Source organism: Mesorhizobium sp. B2-7-2, assembly GCF_006440775.1.
Lineage (GTDB): Bacteria > Pseudomonadota > Alphaproteobacteria > Rhizobiales > Rhizobiaceae > Mesorhizobium.
Genome location: NZ_VFTZ01000002.1, coordinates 310,672 through 329,234, shown reverse-complemented (window position 1 = coordinate 329,234; position 18,563 = coordinate 310,672). Strand labels below are relative to the sequence as shown.

Genomic DNA, 18,563 nt, shown 5'->3' with positions numbered 1-18,563 from the left:
ACGGGAGAAGAAAAACATGGCCGATGTCACGCTCAACCAGGTGAAGAAATCATACGGCAACCTCAACATTCTCCACGGCATCGACCTCGATATCAAATCAGGCGAGTTCATCGTCTTCGTCGGGCCGTCGGGTTGCGGCAAGTCGACCTTGCTGAGATCGATCGCCGGCCTCGAGGAGATCACATCGGGCGAGCTGAAGATCGACGGCGAAGTGGTGAACGACGTGCCGCCGTCGAAGCGGGGCATCGCCATGGTGTTCCAGTCCTATGCGCTCTATCCGCATATGACGGTTTACGACAACATGGCCTTCTCGATGAAGATCGGCAAGGAAAGCAAGGCCGAGATCGACAAGCGCGTGCGCCAGGCGGCGGAGATCCTGCAACTGACCAAATATCTCGACCGCCTGCCCAAGGCGATGTCGGGCGGCCAGCGCCAGCGCGTCGCTATCGGCCGCGCCATCGTGCGCAACCCGAAGGTGTTCCTGTTCGACGAGCCGTTGTCGAATCTCGACGCAGCACTGCGCGTCGCCACCCGCATCGAGATCGCCAAGCTCAAGGAATCGATGCCGAACACCACCATGATCTACGTCACGCACGACCAGGTCGAGGCGATGACGCTGGCGGACCGCATCGTGGTCTTGAAGGAAGGCGTTATCGAGCAGGTCGGCACGCCAATGGAACTCTACAAGCGGCCCGGCAACCTGTTCGTCGCCCAGTTCATCGGCTCGCCGGCCATGAACATATTGCCGGCAAAGATCGAGAAAGCGGGCAATCCGACGGTGGTCAGCCATGTCGGCGGCCGCAAGGCGACGGTGCCGATCGCGACGCCGGCCTCGGCCAATGGCGCGGCGGTCAGCTTCGGCGTGCGGCCGGAGGATCTGGCGATCGCCACAGGCGCGGACTATCTGTTCGAAGGCAAGGTCGACTATATCGAGCAGCTCGGCGAGGTTCAGCTCGTCTACATCGATATCGGCCGCGCCGACCTGCCGCTGGTTGCCAAGCTGCCGGGCAATGTCGAGGTCAAGCGCGGCGAGACGCTGCGGCTCAATGCCGGCGGCGGCGATCTGCACATCTTCGACGCCGACGGCCATTCGTTCACGCTGCATCGCGAGGAAGCAAAGGCTGCCTGACGCTACCGGCAGGCCGGCGTTCCCGGCAAAAAAGAGAGCGGCGGGCCTGGCCCGCCGCTCTCTCTTTCAAGTCACAGTCGGCTGTCAACGGTTGCCGAAGTGGTCGCGGTCGGCACCCTGAGGCGCCGACTTCTGTACGTCGCGCGACGAGTTCAGCAGCTTGTAGACAGGCGAGTCGGTGCCGATCGACGACGTAGGGGTGGTATCGACCGCCGGGGCCGGCTGGTTGACGCCACTGTGGTTGTAATTGTCGCTGCCCGCAAAAGCAGCGCCGGAAACGGCCAACAGGGCGGCCGTGGCAAGAACGATCTTCTTCATTTCAGGCTCCTGAATCTTGTGGTCCGACCGATGCGGCGGGCGAGCCCGCCGCCGGTTCAAGTCGGCCGTTAGTTGTTGCCGAAAAGGTTGTGGTCGGCGCCCGTCGTGGCAGGCTGCTGAGTGGCCGGCGCAGACTGGCGGACCGCAGCCGTGTAGGACGAGTCGACCTTGGCCGCCGCCTGATTGGCTTCATTCGGGTTGTAATGGTCGCTACCAGCAAAGGCGCTGCCAGAAATTGCCAGAAGGGCTGCGGCAGTGAGAACAATCTTTTTCATTTTTGCTACTCCAGTATCTTTATTCAGTCCGTCTAGCGGCGTGTCTTGGGAGTGAAATCGCGTCGTTCGGACAGCGCTGATTTGGGTGAGCCGACGGCCGGATTCCAATCACGAAGTTTTTCCGTCTGGACCATGATTGCGCATCTTGAAGTTTTGATAAGCATGCCTACGACTCTATTTTTATCACGCTTAATCAATAACTTATGCGAATTTTACAGTTGGCTCACCAAATGTGTCGGAGGGCCAACGTTCACACCGTCCTGCACGCACCGTCAACAGAAACGAACCGTTCAGTTCGATTTTAGAATCTCCTAATAGTCACTTTTCGATACTATTAACCATCACATCTCGGTTCCATGGGCCGATTCGGTCCGCTCCAGGACTGTGTTCAGACTGAAGGCCAGCGGGCATTCGCGCCGGGAGGGGTCGCGGTCGCCCTGCTTGTCGGTGCCCGAAATCGGGGCTCGAACCGCGAATTGAACGCCAAAATGGTCAAGATGGCGCCGTTATGGCTTGCCTTGCCAAGCAAGGATCGAGTGTTTACAGGCGTTGTCCAGGGGTCAGGGCAACGATTACGACCGGCGCAGCCGCCGGCCGGAATTGCAGAGCGGGGGTCAAGGACATGCCTCTTTCCGACGTCTACGCAGTTGCGGGCCGGGACATCGTTTTCGAATCCTTCGACGGCGAAGCTGTCGTGCTCGACCTCTCCAACGGCAAATATTTCGGCTTCTCCGATTCCGGCAGCAAAGTGTGGCAGGCGCTGTCCTCGGGTGTCGGCACCGAAGAGCTGATCCGATCGGCCGCTGCCAGGATCGATGCCGCCGCGATCGAGGCATTCATTACCCAGCTGGTCGAGTTCGGGCTGCTGGCGCCTTCCAGCGCAACGCCGCTGCCGTCATCCGACGATTTGCCAGCGGCGCTGGCTGCGGCGAGCGAACCGCTCAACGTCAGCGTCCATGACGACCTTGCCGACTTGATCCTCGTCGACCCGATCCACGAAGTCGAGGAGCCGCTCGGCTGGCCGGCCGTCAAGCAGGTTTCCTGAGCGACAGGCGAAGGAGTCAGGCCAGGCCGGAACAGACCATGCCACGCGTGACGCTCGAGACCCTGCCGGACTATGCCCGCTTTCTCATCGCCGCCGCCGAAGGCGCGGCCGGGCAGTTTCCGGTCCGACGTGCTGTCCACCTGCCGGGGCTGGAATTGATCGCGCATCTCGATCCCGGCGCGCTCGCGGATGCCCTTGGCCAAGCCTTCATCGAAGCCGAAGGCGATCCGCGGGACTCCCGCCAATGCCGTGTCTTCATCGGCCATCCAGGCATCGGCGACATGCCGGAACCGGCAAGCTGGGGCGACGCGCATTTCACCGAACACGGCTTCGCCCGGAAACTCGCCGAGGCGGGGCTGCGCGGCCATCATTACCACGATCTGGATTTCTGGCAGGTCTACGATCCCGACCGGCGGATCGGCGTCCAGTTGATGCGGTCTCCCGCTGCGTTTCCGCCTTGGGAGCAGGGGGCGCCGCTGCGCGCCTTCCTGCACTGGGAATACGCCGCGCGCGGCATGCGCCTTGCCCATGCCGGCACGCTAGGCCTCGACGGCAGGGGCGTGCTGCTGGCAGGCGCCGGGGGTGCGGGAAAATCCGGAACTGTCGTTGCAGGACTGCTCAACGGGCTGGACAGCGTCGGCGACGACTACGTGCTGATCGACCTTTCCGGCGGCGTGACCGCGCAACCGCTGTTTTCGATCCTGAAGCAGGATCCGCCGGGTTTCGCCCGGCTCGGGCTGGAAAGGCGGCTGGGAACCGACCGCCCGCTCAACTGGCAAGGCAAGCATGCCTTCCACATTCACGAGATCGCGCCCCGGCCAGTACGTGAGAGTCTGGACATTTGCGCGTTGCTGGTGCCACATGTCAGCGGCGGAAAGACAAGTTCGATCGCACCGATTTCGCGCAAGGATGCCATCATCGCGCTGGCGCCGTCCGGCATCGCCCAGATGCCTGGCGAACGCGAAAGCGGTTTTCGATTCTTCAGCGATCTGACCCGGCTACTGCCATGCTACCGGATTTCGCTTGGGTCACGCCCAGAAGAAATCGCCGGTACGATTGCGGATTTCCTTGTCCGGAGCGCCCGGTGAAGTTGAGCGTGATCATGCCTGTCTACAACCGCGAGCGCTATGTCGTTGCGGCATTGCGTTCGCTCATCAGGCAGCGCGACGCCGCCGATCTCGACATCATCGTCATCGATGACGGCTCCTCCGACGGTTCGGCCGAAGCGGTGCGCGCGATGATGGACGAAGCATCTTGCATCCGGCTGTTTCGGCAGGACAACATGGGCGTGACCCGGGCGCGCAACAGCGGGCTCAGCCGGCTCAAGCCGGAGACGGAACTGGTGTCCTTTCTCGATTCGGACGACATCTCGCCGGCCGGGCGCTTCGCGGCGGATCTGGACCTTTTCAGGCGCGATCCGTCTCTCGAGCTCACCTATTCCAGGATGATGCTGGTCGACAGGATCGACGACGAGACGCTGGAGCCGACCCGCGACAGCAACAGCATCACGGTTCGCGGCATCCATCTCTCGGCGGCGATCTTCTCGCGCCGTCTGGTCGACCGGATCGGCGCTTTCGACGAGGACTTCGTTCAGGCCGAGGATACGGACTTCCTGCTGCGCAGCTTCGAGGTCGGCCCGCGATGCGTGCTTCCGGACACACTGGCGCTTTATTACCGGCGGCACGCCGGCAACATGACAAGACAGCAAGATGTCCAGTCGCGCGAGTTCATGCGCGCGATCTACAAGTCGATGAAGCGGCGCAGGGCCAACCCTTCGCTCAAGCCGATCGAAGGCATCTTCGAACTGAAGAAACTCGCGGACTGGCAGTTCATGTGATGAGCGCATATGGCGTCGTCATTCCGGCCTACAACGCCAGCGCCACGATCGCAGAGACGCTGCGATCGGTAGCGGCGCAGACTTTGCGGCCCGAACTGGTCGTGGTGGTCGACGACGGCTCGACCGACGATCTCGCCGCCGCGATCGGCGGCATCGACCTGCCGCTCAGGCTTTTGCGCCAGGACAATGCCGGACCCGGCAGCGCGACCACCCGCGGCATCGCCGCGCTGTCGACGCCCTTCGTCGCCACGCTCGATGCCGACGACCTTTGGCTGCCTGAAAAGATCGCGGCGCAGCTTGCCCATCTCGAACGGCTTCCCGGCATATCCGGCGTCTTCACCCATATGCGCGCCTTCCGCGACGGAGAGCCCGACGCGATGGCTCCGACCGCAACCCCCGGTTGGTCGCGCTCGACGATGCTGATGCGCCGGGAGACCGCGGAGAGCGTCGGCCCGATGGTCGATCCGCCGGGCGGCCGCGGCGAGATGATCGACTGGATCGCCCGCGCGCGGGAAAGCGGTTTTGTCCTCGACATGATGCCTGATGTCCTGGCGCTGCGGCGCATCAGGCCGGGGAGCCTGTCCTATGGGCGCGACGCGGCACGCGACCGCGGTTACCTGGAAGTGGCACGCCTGGCCATGCTGCGACGGGCGCAAAGCAAAGCCAGCTCCAGCTGATGGCGAAGATCCGTCGCATCGGCAGGCGTTTTCCAGACTATGGCTGGTCCTGGCCGACCGGCTCGCTCGACCAGTTGCTCAAGGCAGCACTTCTGCCCGACGAAGGGGCGGCGCGCCTTTGCGCCGCCGGCTGGCTGAACGAGAACGACATCGACCACGTCTCCTTCCGGGAACACCGGTTGCTTGCCGCGATTTCCGACAGGTTCGGCCGCAAGCTTGCCGGTAACGCCGCCTATCCGCGGCTGGTCGGCCTGCAGAAGATGCTATGGACCAAGTCGCGCATGGCCATGCGCGAGGCCGAGCCCGCACTGAAGGCGATGGTCGATGCCGGCTGCACGGTGATGTTGATCAAAGGCGCCAGCCGCATCGCGCTCGATGCCGCCGCGCAGCGCGGGCGCGTGGCGCATGACATCGATATGCTGGTGCGGCCGGGCGATATGCAGCCGGCCTTCGATGTGTTGCGCGACCGTGGCTGGCAGATTGCCAGCGGCGTTTCCCCGCAATATCTGCGCGCACGGCTGGGATCGCTGCGCTCGATGAATTTCTTCAAGGGCAATTACGGCGACATAGACCTGCATCAGCTTGCCTATGACGGGTCGCAGCAGAACACCGAGGACGACCTCGCCATCTGGCGCCGCGCGGTCGCCGCCCAATTCAGCGATGTCAGCGTGGTCGTGCCCTCGCCCGCCGACCGCATCGCGCTCGCCATCGCGCATGGCGGCCTCGACGCGCATGCGCATAGCGACTGGCTGGTCGATTGCACCGTGGCCATCGAGGGCGGCACTGTCGACTGGACCATATTCCTCGATGTCATCGCCAGGCGCAGTCTCGCCGTCGCCGCAGCGGTGGCGCTTTCCTATCTTGCGCTGGAGATCGGCATCGCGGTGCCGGAGGCCGTCCTGGCCAAGGTGGTGGACATGGCCGACCGGCGCGGCGCGGCGCGGCTGTCGTCGGTTCTGCAGGCCAAGCCGCGCACCGATTTCGGCGCGCTGACCTGGCTGTCGCGGGGATTTGCAAAGCAGCTGCGCCTGCAGCGTAAGAAAGGCCGGCTGAAGCAGACCGAGCCCGACATCGTGTGGCGCGGCAAGTCCGTGACGACGAAGGCGACAGGCGGGCCTGCCGCATTTGTGCTCTCGCAAACCCTGGACGGACCGCAGGGCGAAGTCAGCGAGGTGATGCTCGACCTCATCGTGCGCATCGTCGTCCCGCCGGTCAGGCGACGCATCGAGATGGAGATCAATGCGGGCGACCGGCACGTGGCCCGGCTGCGCTCGATGGCGATCCGCCGTTCCGGCGGGGAGCGGATGCTGCGCTTTCGCGGCAAGATGAAGCTTGAGGGGACAGGACGGGCCCTGGTGTTGGAGGCCAGGCCGTCACGCCAGTTTCGCGTCTGGGACAACGGGCAGGCCGTCGCCAGCTATGGCGCGCTGCCTTTCCAGCTCGTGTCGGCCACTTTTTCTCCGACCGGCTGACAGTAGCACTCGATTAAGTCGATGAGCGCCATGCTTCGCCACGCGTCAGCGCCATGATCGCGTCGGTCGTGAGCCCCTCACCGGCATGGCCTCGCAACTCGGCAAAGCGGCTCACCAGTTGCTTCCTGTCAACACGAGCCAGCACTACGCTCCCATCTGCGGCGCGTCGGAAATCGACCTGGCTTCCCGGGACGATCCCCAGTAGATCGCGGACCGGCTTCGGAATGGTCACTTGTCCTTTTGCCGTGACGGTGGTGGCCATCCTCGCTCCTCGGTAACACCAGAAGTGAGCAAGTTATGAATCGAATTTCAACGGCTTGCACCCGCAATTCAAACCCCATAGCGCTCGGTGCGGATCAACCCTGCCGGAACTCCGGCACCGATCAGCGCATCGGCCGCGGCCGATACGAATGCATTCGCGCCGCAGACATAGGCGAGCCTCGGCGCCTTCGGCAGGCGCTCGACGGCCTGCGCCATCATGCGGGCGTCGACGCGCCGGGAATAGTCGGAGGGGCGCCTCGCCGGCTCGCGGGTCAGCGTCAGCACCAGATCGAACCCGTCGCGACGATCGTCGAGGCCGATCAGCTCGTCGCGAAAAATCACCTCGTCCCAGACCCGCGCCGAGAATATCAGCGCGACGGGCACCGCCGTGTTGCGCAGCGTGCGATGGCGCAGCATCGCCATCAGCGGCACGACGCCCGAGCCGCCGCCGACCAGAAGGATCGGTCCGCCGTCGCTTTCCTCCCAGATGAAATGGCCGCCCAGCGGCCCGCGCAGCTTGATCTCGTCGCCGACGGCAGCCACGTCGTGAAAGAAGGGCGAGACCTCACCGTCGTCGAGCCGCTCGATCGCCAGCTCGATGCCGCCACCCGGCGCCGAGGCGATGGAATAGGAGCGGCGCGCCTGATAGCCGTCCGGCGCCGTCAGCCTGATGTCGACATGCTGCCCGGCCAGATGGGCGAAGGGCCGCGTCGGCTGGAACCAGAAGCTGGCGACGCGCGGCGTGCGCTTTTGGATGCGGGTGATCGTAGCTGCCTGCCAGGGCGATTGCGGCGATGGCTCGGCGGTCATGATGATTCGCCACTCATGGGTTCGCCTTCAGGGGTTCGCCTTCAGGGATCGCTCGAATAGCGCTGCTCGCGCCAGGGGTCGCCATACATATGATAGCCGCGCAGCTCCCAGAAGCCCGGCTCGTCGCGCTCGGTGAACTGCAGCCCGTTCACCCATTTGGCCGATTTCCAGAAATAGAGATGCGGCACCAGAAGCCGGGCCGGCCCGCCATGATCGGCCGTGATCGGCTTGCCTTCGTAGAGCAGCGCCACCATCGCCTTGCCGGTGACGAGGTCCTTGGTCGGCACATTGGTGGAATAGCCGTCGAAGGATAGCGCCAACGTGTAAGCCGTCGGCGGCTGGATGCCGGCATCGGCGAGGATGTCGTCGATCATCACGCCTTGCCAGGGCGTGTTGAACTTGGTCCAGGCCGTCACGCAATGGATGTCGCGCGTCATATTGCTTTGCGGCAGCGCGTTGAATTCGGCCCAGTTCCATGTCTTGAGCGGTCGGGGCCCCCGCTTGAGGGTGAAGGACCAGTCCTCGGTGCGCACCCGCGGCGTCGGCCCCGCCGACAGAACCGGGAACCCTTGCTCCAGATATTGACCCGGCGGGATGCGCGTGTCGGTGTCGGAAGGAGGACGCCGTCCGGAAAAGAAGCCACGCGTCACCATCGAGACATCCCTTGCGCCGGATTTGGTCGATCGCGGGGAGTGTTCTCGAAGACGCTCTGGGGAGCAACAGAAATCTTGCAGACAGAGCCTGCCGGAGACGCCGGCAGGCCCTGTCGAGGCCCTTGTCAGCCGGAGGCGAAGGGCACGGCGACGAATATCTGCGCGTCGCCGCGATCGATCAGCAAAAGCACCGACTTCTTGCCGGACTTGCCCGCCTCGGCGATCGCCTGGTTGGCCTGCCTGGCCGTCTTCACCGGCGTCTGGTCGACGCCGACAATGACGTCGCCGGGCTGGATGCCGGCGGCCGATGCCGCCTTGTCCGGATTGACCCGCTCGACCACCGCGCCGCGTTGGTTGCCGGCTAGATTGAGCTGGTCGCGGATATTGGGGGTGAGGTCGGTCAGGCCGAGGCCGAGCGAGGGAACGCGCAAGCCCTGTTCGGCCGACGGGCTGCGGCTTTGGTTGCCGTTCGAGGCCGTCTTCTGATCGTCAGCGTTGCGGCCGACATCGGCGGAAATCTGCATCGCCTTGCCCTTGCGCCAGATATTGACGGTTTCCCTGGCGCCCGGCGACACGTCGGCTACGGCGCGCGACAGATCCTTCGGATCCTTGATCTCCTGGCCGCCGAAGCCGGTGATGACGTCGCCGGTTTCAATGCCGGCCTTGGCCGCCGGCGACCCGTCGGTGACCTGGGAGACCAGCGCGCCGCCCGGATGATCGATGCCGATGGCGCTGGCAACATCCGGGGTGACCGGCTGGATCTGCACACCGAGATAGCCGTACTCGATGTCGCCGCCCTTCATCAGCTTGGCGACGACCTTCTCAGCCTGGTCCGACGGGATGGCGAAGCCGACGCCGACGCTGCCGCCATTGGGCGAGTAGATGGCGGTGTTGATGCCGATGACATTGCCGTTGACGTCGACCAGCGGGCCGCCGGAATTGCCGTGGTTGATCGGCGCGTCGATTTGGATGAAGTCGTCGAACGGCCCGCTATGCAGGTCGCGGCCGCGCGCCGAGACGATGCCGGCGGTGACCGTGGTGCCGATGCCGAACGGATTGCCGATCGCCAGCACCTGGTCACCGGTCATCAGCTTGCTGGAATCGCCCCATTTGACGGTCGGCAGCGGCTTGTCGGCCTTGATCTTGAGCACCGCGAGATCGTTCTTGGCGTCGTGTCCGACGAGCTTTGCGGGAAGCTCGGTGCCGTCGTCGAGCGTCACCTTGATCGAGCTTGCACCGTCGACGACATGGTTGTTGGTGACGATCGTGCCGTCGGCGCCGACGATGAAGCCGGAACCGAGGGCCTCCTGCCGCTGCGACTGCTGCTGCGGTGGCGCTTTCGGCATCGGCATGCCCTGATCGCCGAAGAACTGCTGGAAGAACTGGTCGAAGGGCACGTTGCCGCCAAGCGGCGAACCCTCGTCCTGGGCCTGCGCCTTGGTGACCGAGGTGATGGTGACGACGGCCGGCTTGGTGACGGCGATGACAGGCGCGAAGGAGCCATTCGGAACGGTGATGCCGGGTACCGGCGTCTGCGTCGTCGCGGCCACGGTGCTCAGGCCGGCATTGTTCTGGGCGAAGGAGACGACGACGGGAGAAATGATCAGCGCAGCGCCCAACAGGGCCGCGACGCGATGTCTGCGAAGAATGTTCATGGGTGACATGGTCGTTTCTGTCCGGGCGAGAGGTTGATCCGGCGCCCCGGATGGCTCTCGAAGCACGCATCCGTTGGCGTGTCGGCGACCGGGATTGCCTGCCTCGCCTTGCATGGCAGCCGGCCGGATCGACAATCAAGATTTAGGGTGCTGAATGGCCTGAATCAGGGCCTTTGGATGACCTTACGAAGATTTAATTCAGGGAGCGCTTACGAATCGCTCTCTCCGGCGCAGATAAGCGGAGGCGGTCTCACGCATTCGCTGGCCGGTAAAACTCGGGCCATGGCCGCCATGGCCGATGCGGATCGGCAGGTCGAGCAGCCGCCGCATGGTGCGGCAATAGGCCGTGCGGTCCGAATCCGGCAGATCGTCGATCAGCATGCCGTCATAGATGGCATCGCCGGCGAGGAAGAGGCCATCGGCCTCGTCGAAAAGCGCGATCGAATCCGGCGAGTGTCCAGGCAGATGCAGCACCCGGAATTTGCGGTCGCCGAGATCGACGATGTCGCCTTCGTCGAGCGCACGCGTCAGCGGTGCCGAGGGAATCCGGTAATCAGCCGCCTTCCAGCCCGGCGCCGGCAGCTTCGAGACGGCGCCGTCGAGATTGTGGAACATGTAAGCGTAGGTGACGGCATCATCCATGACGTCGAACCGCGCCGCGCTCATCTTCGGCCCCAGGCGCAGCGGGAATTCATGCAGCGAGCCGACATGGTCGAGATGGATATGCGTGGCGACGACGATGAGCGGCTTGCCGGGCGGCGTGTCGATCTCAGGCGCCAGCGGACGGATGCCCATGCCGGTATCGACCAGCAGATCCGCGTCGCGGCCCTTCAAATGCCACATGTTGGCGCGCACGAAATCATGCACGAAGGGTTCGGTCAGCATCGTCATGCCGGCATCGATTTTCGCCTTGCCGAACCAGTCGCCGACCGCAAGCTCGGGCATCGAGCCGCCGCCCATCAGACGAAGGGCTTGCCGACCTTGTATTTTTCCGGCACCAGCCGCTTCAGATAGGCCATGCCGGCTTCCGACAGCTGGTTGGCGTCCGGCTGCATGAAATCGTCGGGCATGTGACGCGTCTTGCCGGCCACCGCCTTCAGCGGCACCTTCTTCAGCACTGTCTTCGAGCCATCATACTGGATCGCGACCGAGCCGCCGCCTTCGCCGGCAACGGCAACCGCGAAGGCGCCGGCATCGAAGGCTTCCTTGGCATCGACAGCGCTGATGGCGCCGACATAACCGCGCGGCATATAGCCCAGCGCGTCGACCCGCGCGCGCTTGCCCGGCAGGCCTTCGGCCAGGGCCCGTTCGAGCGCCGCCGGCAGGTCGCTGCCCGACAGTTTGACGTTGCCATGCTGGTCGCGCTCGAGCTTGTCCGGCGGCACCAGGCTTTCGACCAGCGCCTTGCCGTCGGCGGTGCTGACGCCCTCCGAGACGGCGACGATGCAGCGCTTGTGGCGGTCCAGCTTCTCGCGTACGTCATCGATGAAGCGCTTCGCCGAGAAGGCGCGCTCCGGCACATAAACCAGATGCGGGCCGCTGTCGGGATCGAGCTGCCAGGCGGCCGCGGCGGCGGTGAGGAAGCCGGCGTGACGGCCCATGACGATGCCGACATAGATGCCGGGCAGCGCGCGGAAATCGAGGTCGACGGAGAGGAAGGCGCCGGCGACGAATTCGGCCGCCGAGATGAAGCCCGGCGTGTGGTCGTTCTCCTCGAGGTCATTGTCGATGGTCTTGGGCGCATGCACGAAGGCGATCGAGCCGCCGGCGGCATCGGTCAGGATCTGCTGCGTGCCCGACGTGTCGTTGCCGCCGATATAGATGAAGGCGTCGGCGCCGGCCTTTTTCAAACCGTTGAGGATGACCTCGCAATAGGCAGCGTCCGGCTTGTCGCGGGTCGAGCCGAGGGCGGCGCTCGGCGTGCCGGCGATCAGCCACAGCCGGTCTTCGGGGATGGCGGAGAGATCGACATAGTTGCCGTCGCGGATGCCGCGCACGCCATGGAGCGAGCCCAGCACCTTGGCGCCAGGATGACGCTTGCGGATTTCCAGCGTGGCGCCGACGACCGTCTGGTTGATGACGGCGGTCGGGCCGCCGCCCTGCGCTATGACGAAGGTTCCGGCCATGCTTTTTCTCCCGAGGCGAAGGTTTTCACGGCACCTTCGCCTGTCTTGCGGCATCGCGCAACGGAAGAGTGGGCCGGCGGAGCGATCAGACGACGACGACCGGGTTCTTCTTGGAAACGCGGCTGTAGAGGTCGATGATGTCCTGGTTGATCAGGCGCACGCAGCCCGACGACATGGCCTGGCCGATGCTCCACCATTCGGGCGAGCCGTGGATACGGTAGCCGGTGTCCTTGCCGTTCTGGTAGATGTAGAGCGCCCGGGCGCCGAGCGGATTGGTGAGGCCGCCGGGCTGGCCGCCCTGCCATTTCACCAGTTCGGGCTTGCGCTGGATCATTTCCGGCGGCGGCGTCCACACCGGCCATTCGCGGCCGTACTGGATGTTGGCGCGGCCCGACCAGCGGAAGCCGTCCTTGCCGATGCCGACGCCGTAGCGGATGGCGTCGCCGCCCGGCTGGACGAGATAGAGCATGCGCTCCTGCAAGTGGACGACGATGGTGCCGGGCGCTTCGCCGGTCTTGTCGACGACGATCTGGCGGCGGAACTGCGGCTTGACCTTCTGCCACGGCACCTCCGGCACCTGGAAGCCGCCGTCGGTGAGCGAGGCATACATGATGTCCGGACCGGTGATGTTCTTGTCGACGCTGATCGCCGGACGCATCGGCGGCACGGAACCGGTGACGGTGTTGTCGAGCTGCATTTGCGGCAGGTCGAGCGTGTCGGTGGTGCTGCAGCCGGCAAGGCCGAGCAGCGCCATGGCGCCCGCGCCGGAAAGCACGGCGCGGCGGGAAAGCTGAATTTCGGTATCGATTGCGGCGCCGTTGGAAAGCGGCGTCAGACGTTGCGGCAACTCGCGCATGCACCAAACCCTACGCTGCCGGCGGGGGTCCGGCCGGATCGCAGGCATTTTCGCCATTCATCGTTGAAAAAGGGTGAAAGAGCCCGTGCCAAGCTTAACCCTAACGGATCGTTATGGCGGTAGATGAGCCGCCGGCCGGGGGCTGAAGATTTTTCCGACGGCCCCTTTACATTCTCGCCGGCCCCAGGATTTATCCTTTTCTTTGCGCTCAAGGAGCAGGGAAATGTCCTTCGAAAACTGGGCTGCCTTCGCCGCCGCCTCTTCCATCCTTCTCATCATTCCTGGCCCGACGATCCTCCTGGTCGTCTCCTATGCGCTTGGGCAAGGCTGGCGCACCGCGTTGCCGATGGCGGTGGGCGTGGCGCTGGGCGACTTCACTGCCATGACGCTGTCGATGCTGGGCATCGGCGCGCTGCTCGCGGCTTCGGCAACGGTGTTCACCATGCTCAAGGTGATCGGCGCCGGCTATCTCATCTATCTCGGCATAAAACTGTTCCGCGCAGGCGGCGCGCTGAAGGCCGAACCGCGCACCGACGCGGTTTCGGCGGCACGGATGATGGCGCATGCCTGGCTGGTGACGGCGCTGAACCCGAAGAGCATCACCTTCTTCGTCGCCTTCCTGCCGCAGTTCCTCGACCGGCATGCCGAGTTCTGGACGCAGATGCTGATCTTCGAGACGACCTTCCTGACCCTGGCCTTCGCCAATGCCTTCGGCTACGCGCTGATCGCATCCAGGGCCCGGGCGATCGTGCGCAACCCGAAGGCGATCCGCATCTTCAACCGCACCGGCGGCACGCTGCTGGTCGGCGCCGGCATCGCCACGGTGGCGATGCGGTCGGGGAATTGATCTGCCCTAAGGTGTGTCGAGATTCAGGTCATGCCGAGCCGAAAGTGGTGGCTTCCGAGACCCGGCCTACGCCGGCCGTAGCCTTCACAGAGCGGAAACTCTTATGAGGGCTTCGGCCGGCGAAGGCCGGAGCTGAGCGTACTTAGAGTACGCGAGCACCGGAAGCGCAGGAAGCCGCCATTTGCAGGCCGGCCTCACCTGAATATCGACACACCTTCACCATTTCACGCTGACACCCAGATTGCCTTCCAGCACGCGGCGCTTGTCGCCGCCGAGATTGGTCGTGTAGTCGCCGGTGGCGAAGACGCTGACCTTGTCGGTCACCTTGGCGACCATGCCGCCGCCGAACTCGAACGAGGTGGACCGGCTCTCCGTCGAGATGTCGGTGCCCTCGAAATCGACACGGTCGGTGCCGCCGAAATCGTGCCAGAGGTTGGCCTTGAGGTAGGGCTGCAGCGGCATCCCGCTGAGGACCGTTTCGCCTTGCAGCCTCAATCCGATCCTGCCGGCGACGTCATCGTCGGAATCGAACGATACCGAGGAGAACCTGTCCCTGGTGTCGTCGAGCGATAAATGCTGCCAGACCAGTTGCGCCTGCGGTTCCAGCGTCCAGCCTTGTCCGAGTGCAACCGGATAGCCGCCTTCGAGCGAAGCGGGTGACCCCGGTTCCGCCGACATCGATGTCGATGTTGCGCGACGATGAGGCCGAGCCGCCGAAGAAGGTCGCCATCAGCACGCCGTCCAGGTACCAGCCGGATTTGCCGATGCGGGTCCAGTAGCCGCCGACGCTGGTGCCGCTGACGTCGAGGCTGCCGACCGCAAGACCATCCTGGCCCAGGGCCTGGCCGCGCAGGTCGCCGTTCATGATGCCATTAGGCAAGGAAGAGGCCGGCGCGGTCGACCGACCCTGAGGCGGTTTCGCGGCCCATAAGGTCGAACCCGGCTTGAAGCCCGAACAAAGTGCCGTCGAAGGAGGGCGAGACCGTTCCCGACCAACCCATCTTGGCGTCCTGGCCGAAGATCCGGCCCCAGACCGGCTGCAGATCGGTGTCGGATGATAACAGGCTCTGCTCGCCGCGGCGTTCGTGGAAGGTGCCTAGCGTCGCCATCGTCAGATGCTGCGCGACAGGCGGCACGGCCGAATAGACCGGCACTTCGACGCGATAAAGCAGGATTTCCCGGCCGGGCGCCGGCGTCGGCAGATCGGGCACGGCGGTCGGCACCGGGGGCGGTGGCGGCGGCGGATCGGCCGGCGGTGCCTCGGGCGGAGCCGGCGGCGCCTCGGGCTCAGGATCACTCGCCTGCACCGGCGGCGTCGGGTCGACCGGCGGATTGTTGGCATCGCCATCGGTCGGCACCGGCACCGGTGGCAGTTCGGACGGCGGCGGCGGCGCTTCGGTTTCCGGCGCCACGGGCTCCGGCTGCGCCGTCGGGTCCAGCGCTCCAGGCGCGGCCGCCGGCGATGTCGGCGTGATCAGCGCCGAGCGCAGGTACCAGTTCTCCGCGCTGCCGGCGCTGACGCCGCCTTTGAACAGATAATATTCGAAGGCACCGGCCGCGACCGGCGCGTCGAGCGCGAAGGCGTTGGCGCTCGACGTGGCGCCGTTGACGGCCTGCACGACCATGATGCCATCCGCCGTGGTCTCGGCGCCAGCGCCGCCGACATTGACCACCGCGATCCCGGTGGAGCCGGAAGCCGTGCCGCCGGAGAGCACAAGCCGGTCGGAGGCGGAGGAATCGTCGCCAAGTTCGGTCTGGATCAACAGCAGGCCGCCGAGCCCGGTATAGTTGCCGTTGATCGTCAGCCGGTCGGTGGCGCCGGTATTGCCGTTGGTCAGGTCGATGCGGCCGGCATTGAAGACCTCGGCCAACTGCCCTGACGTGAAGGCCTGGATCGAGGCATTGAAGCCGCCGCCATAGAGCGTGCTTGCCAGGTCGACGTTGATCTTGCCGGTGCCCGTGCCCGAGTCGCCCAGCACGAGGTTGCCGTCCAATGTCAATTGCGTGTCGTTGGTGGCATTGATGGTTTCCCAGTTCTGGACCCTGGTGATGCCGTCCAGCTTGACGTTGTCGAAGGTGAGCGTGTCGGTGCCGAGACCGCCGTTGAGCGTTTTGGCGCCGCCGAGATTGGCTTTGGTGAGGTTGCTGAGCTTGGCGGTGTCATTGTCGGCGCCGAGATCGACATTGCCATAGATGATGCCGCCGCCGTCCCAGACGAAGCTGTCGGCGCCGAAGCTCATCAGCACGTCGCCGCCGACCGTGCCGCCGGTGATCGTGACACTGTCGTCGCCCCCGCTGACGCTGATGTTGCCGCCGACCGTGCCGCCGGAAAGAATGATGGTATCGGTGTCGAAACCGGTGACGAGGTTGCGGTCGATGACACCGCCGGACATGTTGAAGTAGTTCTTGTCGAGCTTCATGTTGACGCGGCCGATGCGGCCGCCGGTCATCACGGCGCGGTCGCCATCGTCGAAGAAATCGACGATGCGGCCGCCGCTCATGGTAAAGGTGTCGAGCCCATCGCCCTGGTTGAGCGAGCCGATCTGACCGCCGCTCATGTTGAAATCGTCAATGCCCGCACCTTGCTGGACATTGCCGGTGACGGTGCCGGCGCCAATGGTGAAGAAATCGGTGCCGTCGCCCTGGTCGACCGTGCCGGTGATGGTGCCGGACTGCATGTTGATGCGGTCCGTTCCGGCACCGAAAATGACATTGCCGCTGATCTGGCCGGTGCCGCCGGAAGGGAAGGTCAGCGCGTTGTCGCCGCTGGTGTCGGTGAGGCTGCCGCCGGAATCGCCGCTGTCGCAGACATAGGCAGTATTGCCGGCGGGCGGGCTCAGCACGCATGCGGCAAAAGCCTGGGAGCCTGGCAGCAATGTAAGTGCTGTCGACGCTAGAAGGCCAAGCATCCAAGGATGATCGAGGCCTCTCATCTTTTGATCAGCATTTGCTGATATAATCTCACCTTCCGAGAACAGTCTCGGGGGAGAAATTCCAAAGCGCCGCATCGCGTCCTCGCAAATCGCGATTTAAGCCGCCCCGCCCCTGCCGCAATAAGGCCATAATTCGTCTCGCTTTTCAAAGCTTATTCTGCTTCCCATGGTTGATGAACTGCAATCTCAGGCAGATAGACCTGAGTATTGATTGACCCAGCCGGTCGTTGGCAGGCTCCGCGCCGATGCTTTAGGATCGCGCTCCGAACCGCAAATTCACGATCGTCGAAGGGCATCCAATGGCGCTGAAGGACGCATTCGGCCTGACTTACTCAGGCGTGACCGAAACCGGGTTTTCGTCCTACGCCCGCGCCGTGCATGAATTGCAATGCTTCATCGGCGACCCGGTCGGTTCCATCGACCGCGCCATTGCCGATGATCCGGCCTTCGTCATGGCGCATGTGTTCAAGGGCTATCTGTTCGGCCTCGCCACCGAGCGAGATGCGATGGCCGTCGCTAGATCCAGCCATCAGGCGGCGTTGCCCCTTGCCGCCACCGCGCGCGAAGCGGCGCATGTCGCGGCGCTTGGGCATCTCGCCGATGGCCGCTGGCATGAAGCCGCACGCATCCTCGAAGACATCGCGATCGACACTCCGCACGATGCGCTGGCGCTGCAGGTCGGGCATCAGATCGATTTCTTCACCGGCAATGCGCGCATGCTGCGCGACCGCATCGGCCGGGCGCTGCCGGCGTGGCAAAAAGGCATGCCGGGCTACCACGCCATTCTCGGCATGCAAGCCTTCGGGCTGGAGGAGATGGGCGACTATGGCCGTGCCGAATCCTTCGGCCGGCAGGCTGTGGAGATCGAGCCGCGCGACGGCTGGGCGCAGCATGCGGTCGCGCATGTCATGGAAATGCAAAGCCGGCAACGAGACGGCATCGCCTGGATGCGCGCCAATCCAGATGCATGGACCAGGGAGAGTTTTCTCCAGATCCACAATTGGTGGCACCTAGCGCTGTTCCATTACGATCTCGGCGAAACCGACGAGGTGCTCAAGCTCTATGACGGGCCGATCTTTGGCGACCGCTCGACATTGGCGCTCAATATGGTCGATGCCTCGGCGATCCTGTGGCGCCTCACTCTGGGCGGCGTCGATATCGGCGACCGCTGGGCGACGCTTGCCGGCAACTGGATGCCGAAAGCCGCCGCCGGCAATTATGCCTTCAACGATGCGCATGCGATGATGGCCTTTGTCGGCGCAGGCCTGGAGGCGCCGGCCAAGACGCTGCTCGACGCGCAACGCGAGGCGATGCGCGGCGAGGATGACAACGCCGCCTTCACGCGCGATGTCGGCCATCCGCTGACGCTTGCGATCAAGGCCTTCGGCGAAGGCAAATATGACGAGGCCGCGCGCCTGATCCGGCCGATCCGCTCGATCGCGCATCGTTTCGGCGGCAGCCATGCGCAGCGCGATGTGATCGACCTGACGCTGATCGAGGCCGCTCTGCGCGCCGGCGATACGGCGCTCGCACGGGCGCTGACGGCCGAACGGCAGCTCGCCCGGCCCGACAGCCCGCTGTCGGCGCTGTTCTCGCGTCGCGCCGCCGATTTGTCAGAGAATTGACCCGGAGCGGATCTTGTCCTAAAAACTGGCCAAGCCAGATTTTT

General features: G+C 64.6%; 17 protein-coding genes and 1 pseudogene. 8 read left to right on the top strand and 10 right to left on the bottom strand.

Features of this window, described 5'->3' with window-relative positions:
• Window positions 1-16: 16 nt before the first annotated feature.
• On the top strand, window positions 17-1,129 hold the full coding sequence (gene ugpC / locus FJ425_RS04385; RefSeq protein WP_140546640.1) for a sn-glycerol-3-phosphate ABC transporter ATP-binding protein UgpC: 1,113 nt from the start codon (window positions 17-19) through the stop codon (window positions 1,127-1,129).
• An 84-nt stretch (window positions 1,130-1,213) separates the two neighbouring features.
• On the opposite strand, the gene FJ425_RS04380 is transcribed toward ugpC, so the two are convergent.
• Entirely contained in the window at window positions 1,214-1,447 is a 234-nt protein-coding gene (locus FJ425_RS04380; RefSeq protein WP_140546639.1) for a DUF680 domain-containing protein, read from the bottom strand.
• A 68-nt stretch (window positions 1,448-1,515) separates the two neighbouring features.
• Window positions 1,516-1,722, bottom strand: coding sequence for a DUF680 domain-containing protein (locus tag FJ425_RS04375; RefSeq protein ID WP_095768185.1), 207 nt, complete (start codon window positions 1,720-1,722; stop codon window positions 1,516-1,518).
• Window positions 1,723-2,344: 622 nt separating this feature from the next.
• Here FJ425_RS04375 and FJ425_RS04370 point away from each other — a divergent pair.
• The 5 genes from FJ425_RS04370 to FJ425_RS04350 are packed head-to-tail and all read left to right on the top strand — an operon-like array spanning window position 2,345 to window position 6,753.
• Complete coding sequence (locus FJ425_RS04370) at window positions 2,345-2,767, top strand: PqqD family peptide modification chaperone (RefSeq protein WP_140628600.1); 423 nt, start codon at window positions 2,345-2,347, stop codon at window positions 2,765-2,767.
• A 38-nt stretch (window positions 2,768-2,805) separates the two neighbouring features.
• Window positions 2,806-3,855, top strand: a complete 1,050-nt coding sequence (locus FJ425_RS04365; RefSeq protein WP_140628597.1) for a serine kinase — start codon at window positions 2,806-2,808, stop codon at window positions 3,853-3,855.
• Complete coding sequence (locus FJ425_RS04360; RefSeq protein ID WP_140628594.1) at window positions 3,852-4,604, top strand: glycosyltransferase; 753 nt, start codon at window positions 3,852-3,854, stop codon at window positions 4,602-4,604. Before FJ425_RS04365 ends, FJ425_RS04360 begins: the two co-directional genes overlap by 4 nt.
• Window positions 4,604-5,281: a glycosyltransferase family A protein gene (locus FJ425_RS04355; protein ID WP_140628591.1), complete on the top strand. Its 678-nt coding sequence runs from the start codon at window positions 4,604-4,606 to the stop codon at window positions 5,279-5,281. The genes FJ425_RS04360 and FJ425_RS04355 overlap by 1 nt, the downstream gene beginning before the upstream one ends.
• Complete coding sequence (locus FJ425_RS04350; protein ID WP_140722036.1) at window positions 5,281-6,753, top strand: nucleotidyltransferase family protein; 1,473 nt, start codon at window positions 5,281-5,283, stop codon at window positions 6,751-6,753. Before FJ425_RS04355 ends, FJ425_RS04350 begins: the two co-directional genes overlap by 1 nt.
• A 13-nt stretch (window positions 6,754-6,766) precedes the next feature.
• On the opposite strand, the gene FJ425_RS04345 is transcribed toward FJ425_RS04350, so the two are convergent.
• The 7 genes from FJ425_RS04345 to FJ425_RS04315 all read right to left on the bottom strand — a co-directional run bounded on the left by FJ425_RS04345 (window position 6,767) and on the right by FJ425_RS04315 (window position 13,012).
• Window positions 6,767-7,015 carry an AbrB/MazE/SpoVT family DNA-binding domain-containing protein gene (locus tag FJ425_RS04345; protein WP_140722033.1) on the bottom strand — a complete coding sequence of 83 codons (249 nt, stop codon included), beginning with the start codon at window positions 7,013-7,015 and terminating at the stop codon, window positions 6,767-6,769.
• A 68-nt stretch (window positions 7,016-7,083) separates the two neighbouring features.
• A complete protein-coding gene (locus FJ425_RS04340; protein ID WP_140722030.1) occupies window positions 7,084-7,824 on the bottom strand; it encodes a ferredoxin reductase in 741 nt (246 codons plus the stop codon).
• A gap of 41 nt (window positions 7,825-7,865) precedes the next feature.
• Entirely contained in the window at window positions 7,866-8,477 is a 612-nt protein-coding gene (locus FJ425_RS04335) for a sulfite oxidase-like oxidoreductase (protein ID WP_140722027.1), read from the bottom strand.
• Window positions 8,478-8,602: 125 nt separating this feature from the next.
• Window positions 8,603-10,141, bottom strand: coding sequence for a DegQ family serine endoprotease (locus FJ425_RS04330; RefSeq protein WP_140722024.1), 1,539 nt, complete (start codon window positions 10,139-10,141; stop codon window positions 8,603-8,605).
• A 189-nt stretch (window positions 10,142-10,330) separates the two neighbouring features.
• The gene (locus FJ425_RS04325) at window positions 10,331-11,077 is read right to left on the bottom strand and encodes an MBL fold metallo-hydrolase (RefSeq protein ID WP_140628573.1); all 747 of its coding nucleotides are present in this window, start codon (window positions 11,075-11,077) and stop codon (window positions 10,331-10,333) included.
• Between the two features lie 14 nt (window positions 11,078-11,091).
• Window positions 11,092-12,258 (bottom strand): diphosphate--fructose-6-phosphate 1-phosphotransferase, encoded by a 1,167-nt coding sequence (locus FJ425_RS04320; RefSeq protein ID WP_140628570.1) that lies wholly within the window; start codon window positions 12,256-12,258, stop codon window positions 11,092-11,094.
• An 85-nt stretch (window positions 12,259-12,343) separates the two neighbouring features.
• Window positions 12,344-13,012 (bottom strand): L,D-transpeptidase, encoded by a 669-nt coding sequence (locus tag FJ425_RS04315; protein WP_246677872.1) that lies wholly within the window; start codon window positions 13,010-13,012, stop codon window positions 12,344-12,346.
• Window positions 13,013-13,337: 325 nt separating this feature from the next.
• Here FJ425_RS04315 and FJ425_RS04310 point away from each other — a divergent pair, with 325 nt between their 5' ends.
• Complete coding sequence (locus FJ425_RS04310; protein ID WP_140722018.1) at window positions 13,338-13,961, top strand: LysE family translocator; 624 nt, start codon at window positions 13,338-13,340, stop codon at window positions 13,959-13,961.
• Window positions 13,962-14,177: 216 nt separating this feature from the next.
• On the opposite strand, the pseudogene FJ425_RS32300 reads toward FJ425_RS04310, so the two are convergent.
• Window positions 14,178-16,870, bottom strand: a pseudogene (locus tag FJ425_RS32300) (autotransporter outer membrane beta-barrel domain-containing protein).
• Between the two features lie 323 nt (window positions 16,871-17,193).
• Between FJ425_RS32300 and FJ425_RS04300 the strand changes: the two are divergent.
• On the top strand, window positions 17,194-18,519 hold the full coding sequence (locus FJ425_RS04300) for a tetratricopeptide repeat protein (protein WP_140722015.1): 1,326 nt from the start codon (window positions 17,194-17,196) through the stop codon (window positions 18,517-18,519).
• Window positions 18,520-18,563: the final 44 nt, after the last annotated feature.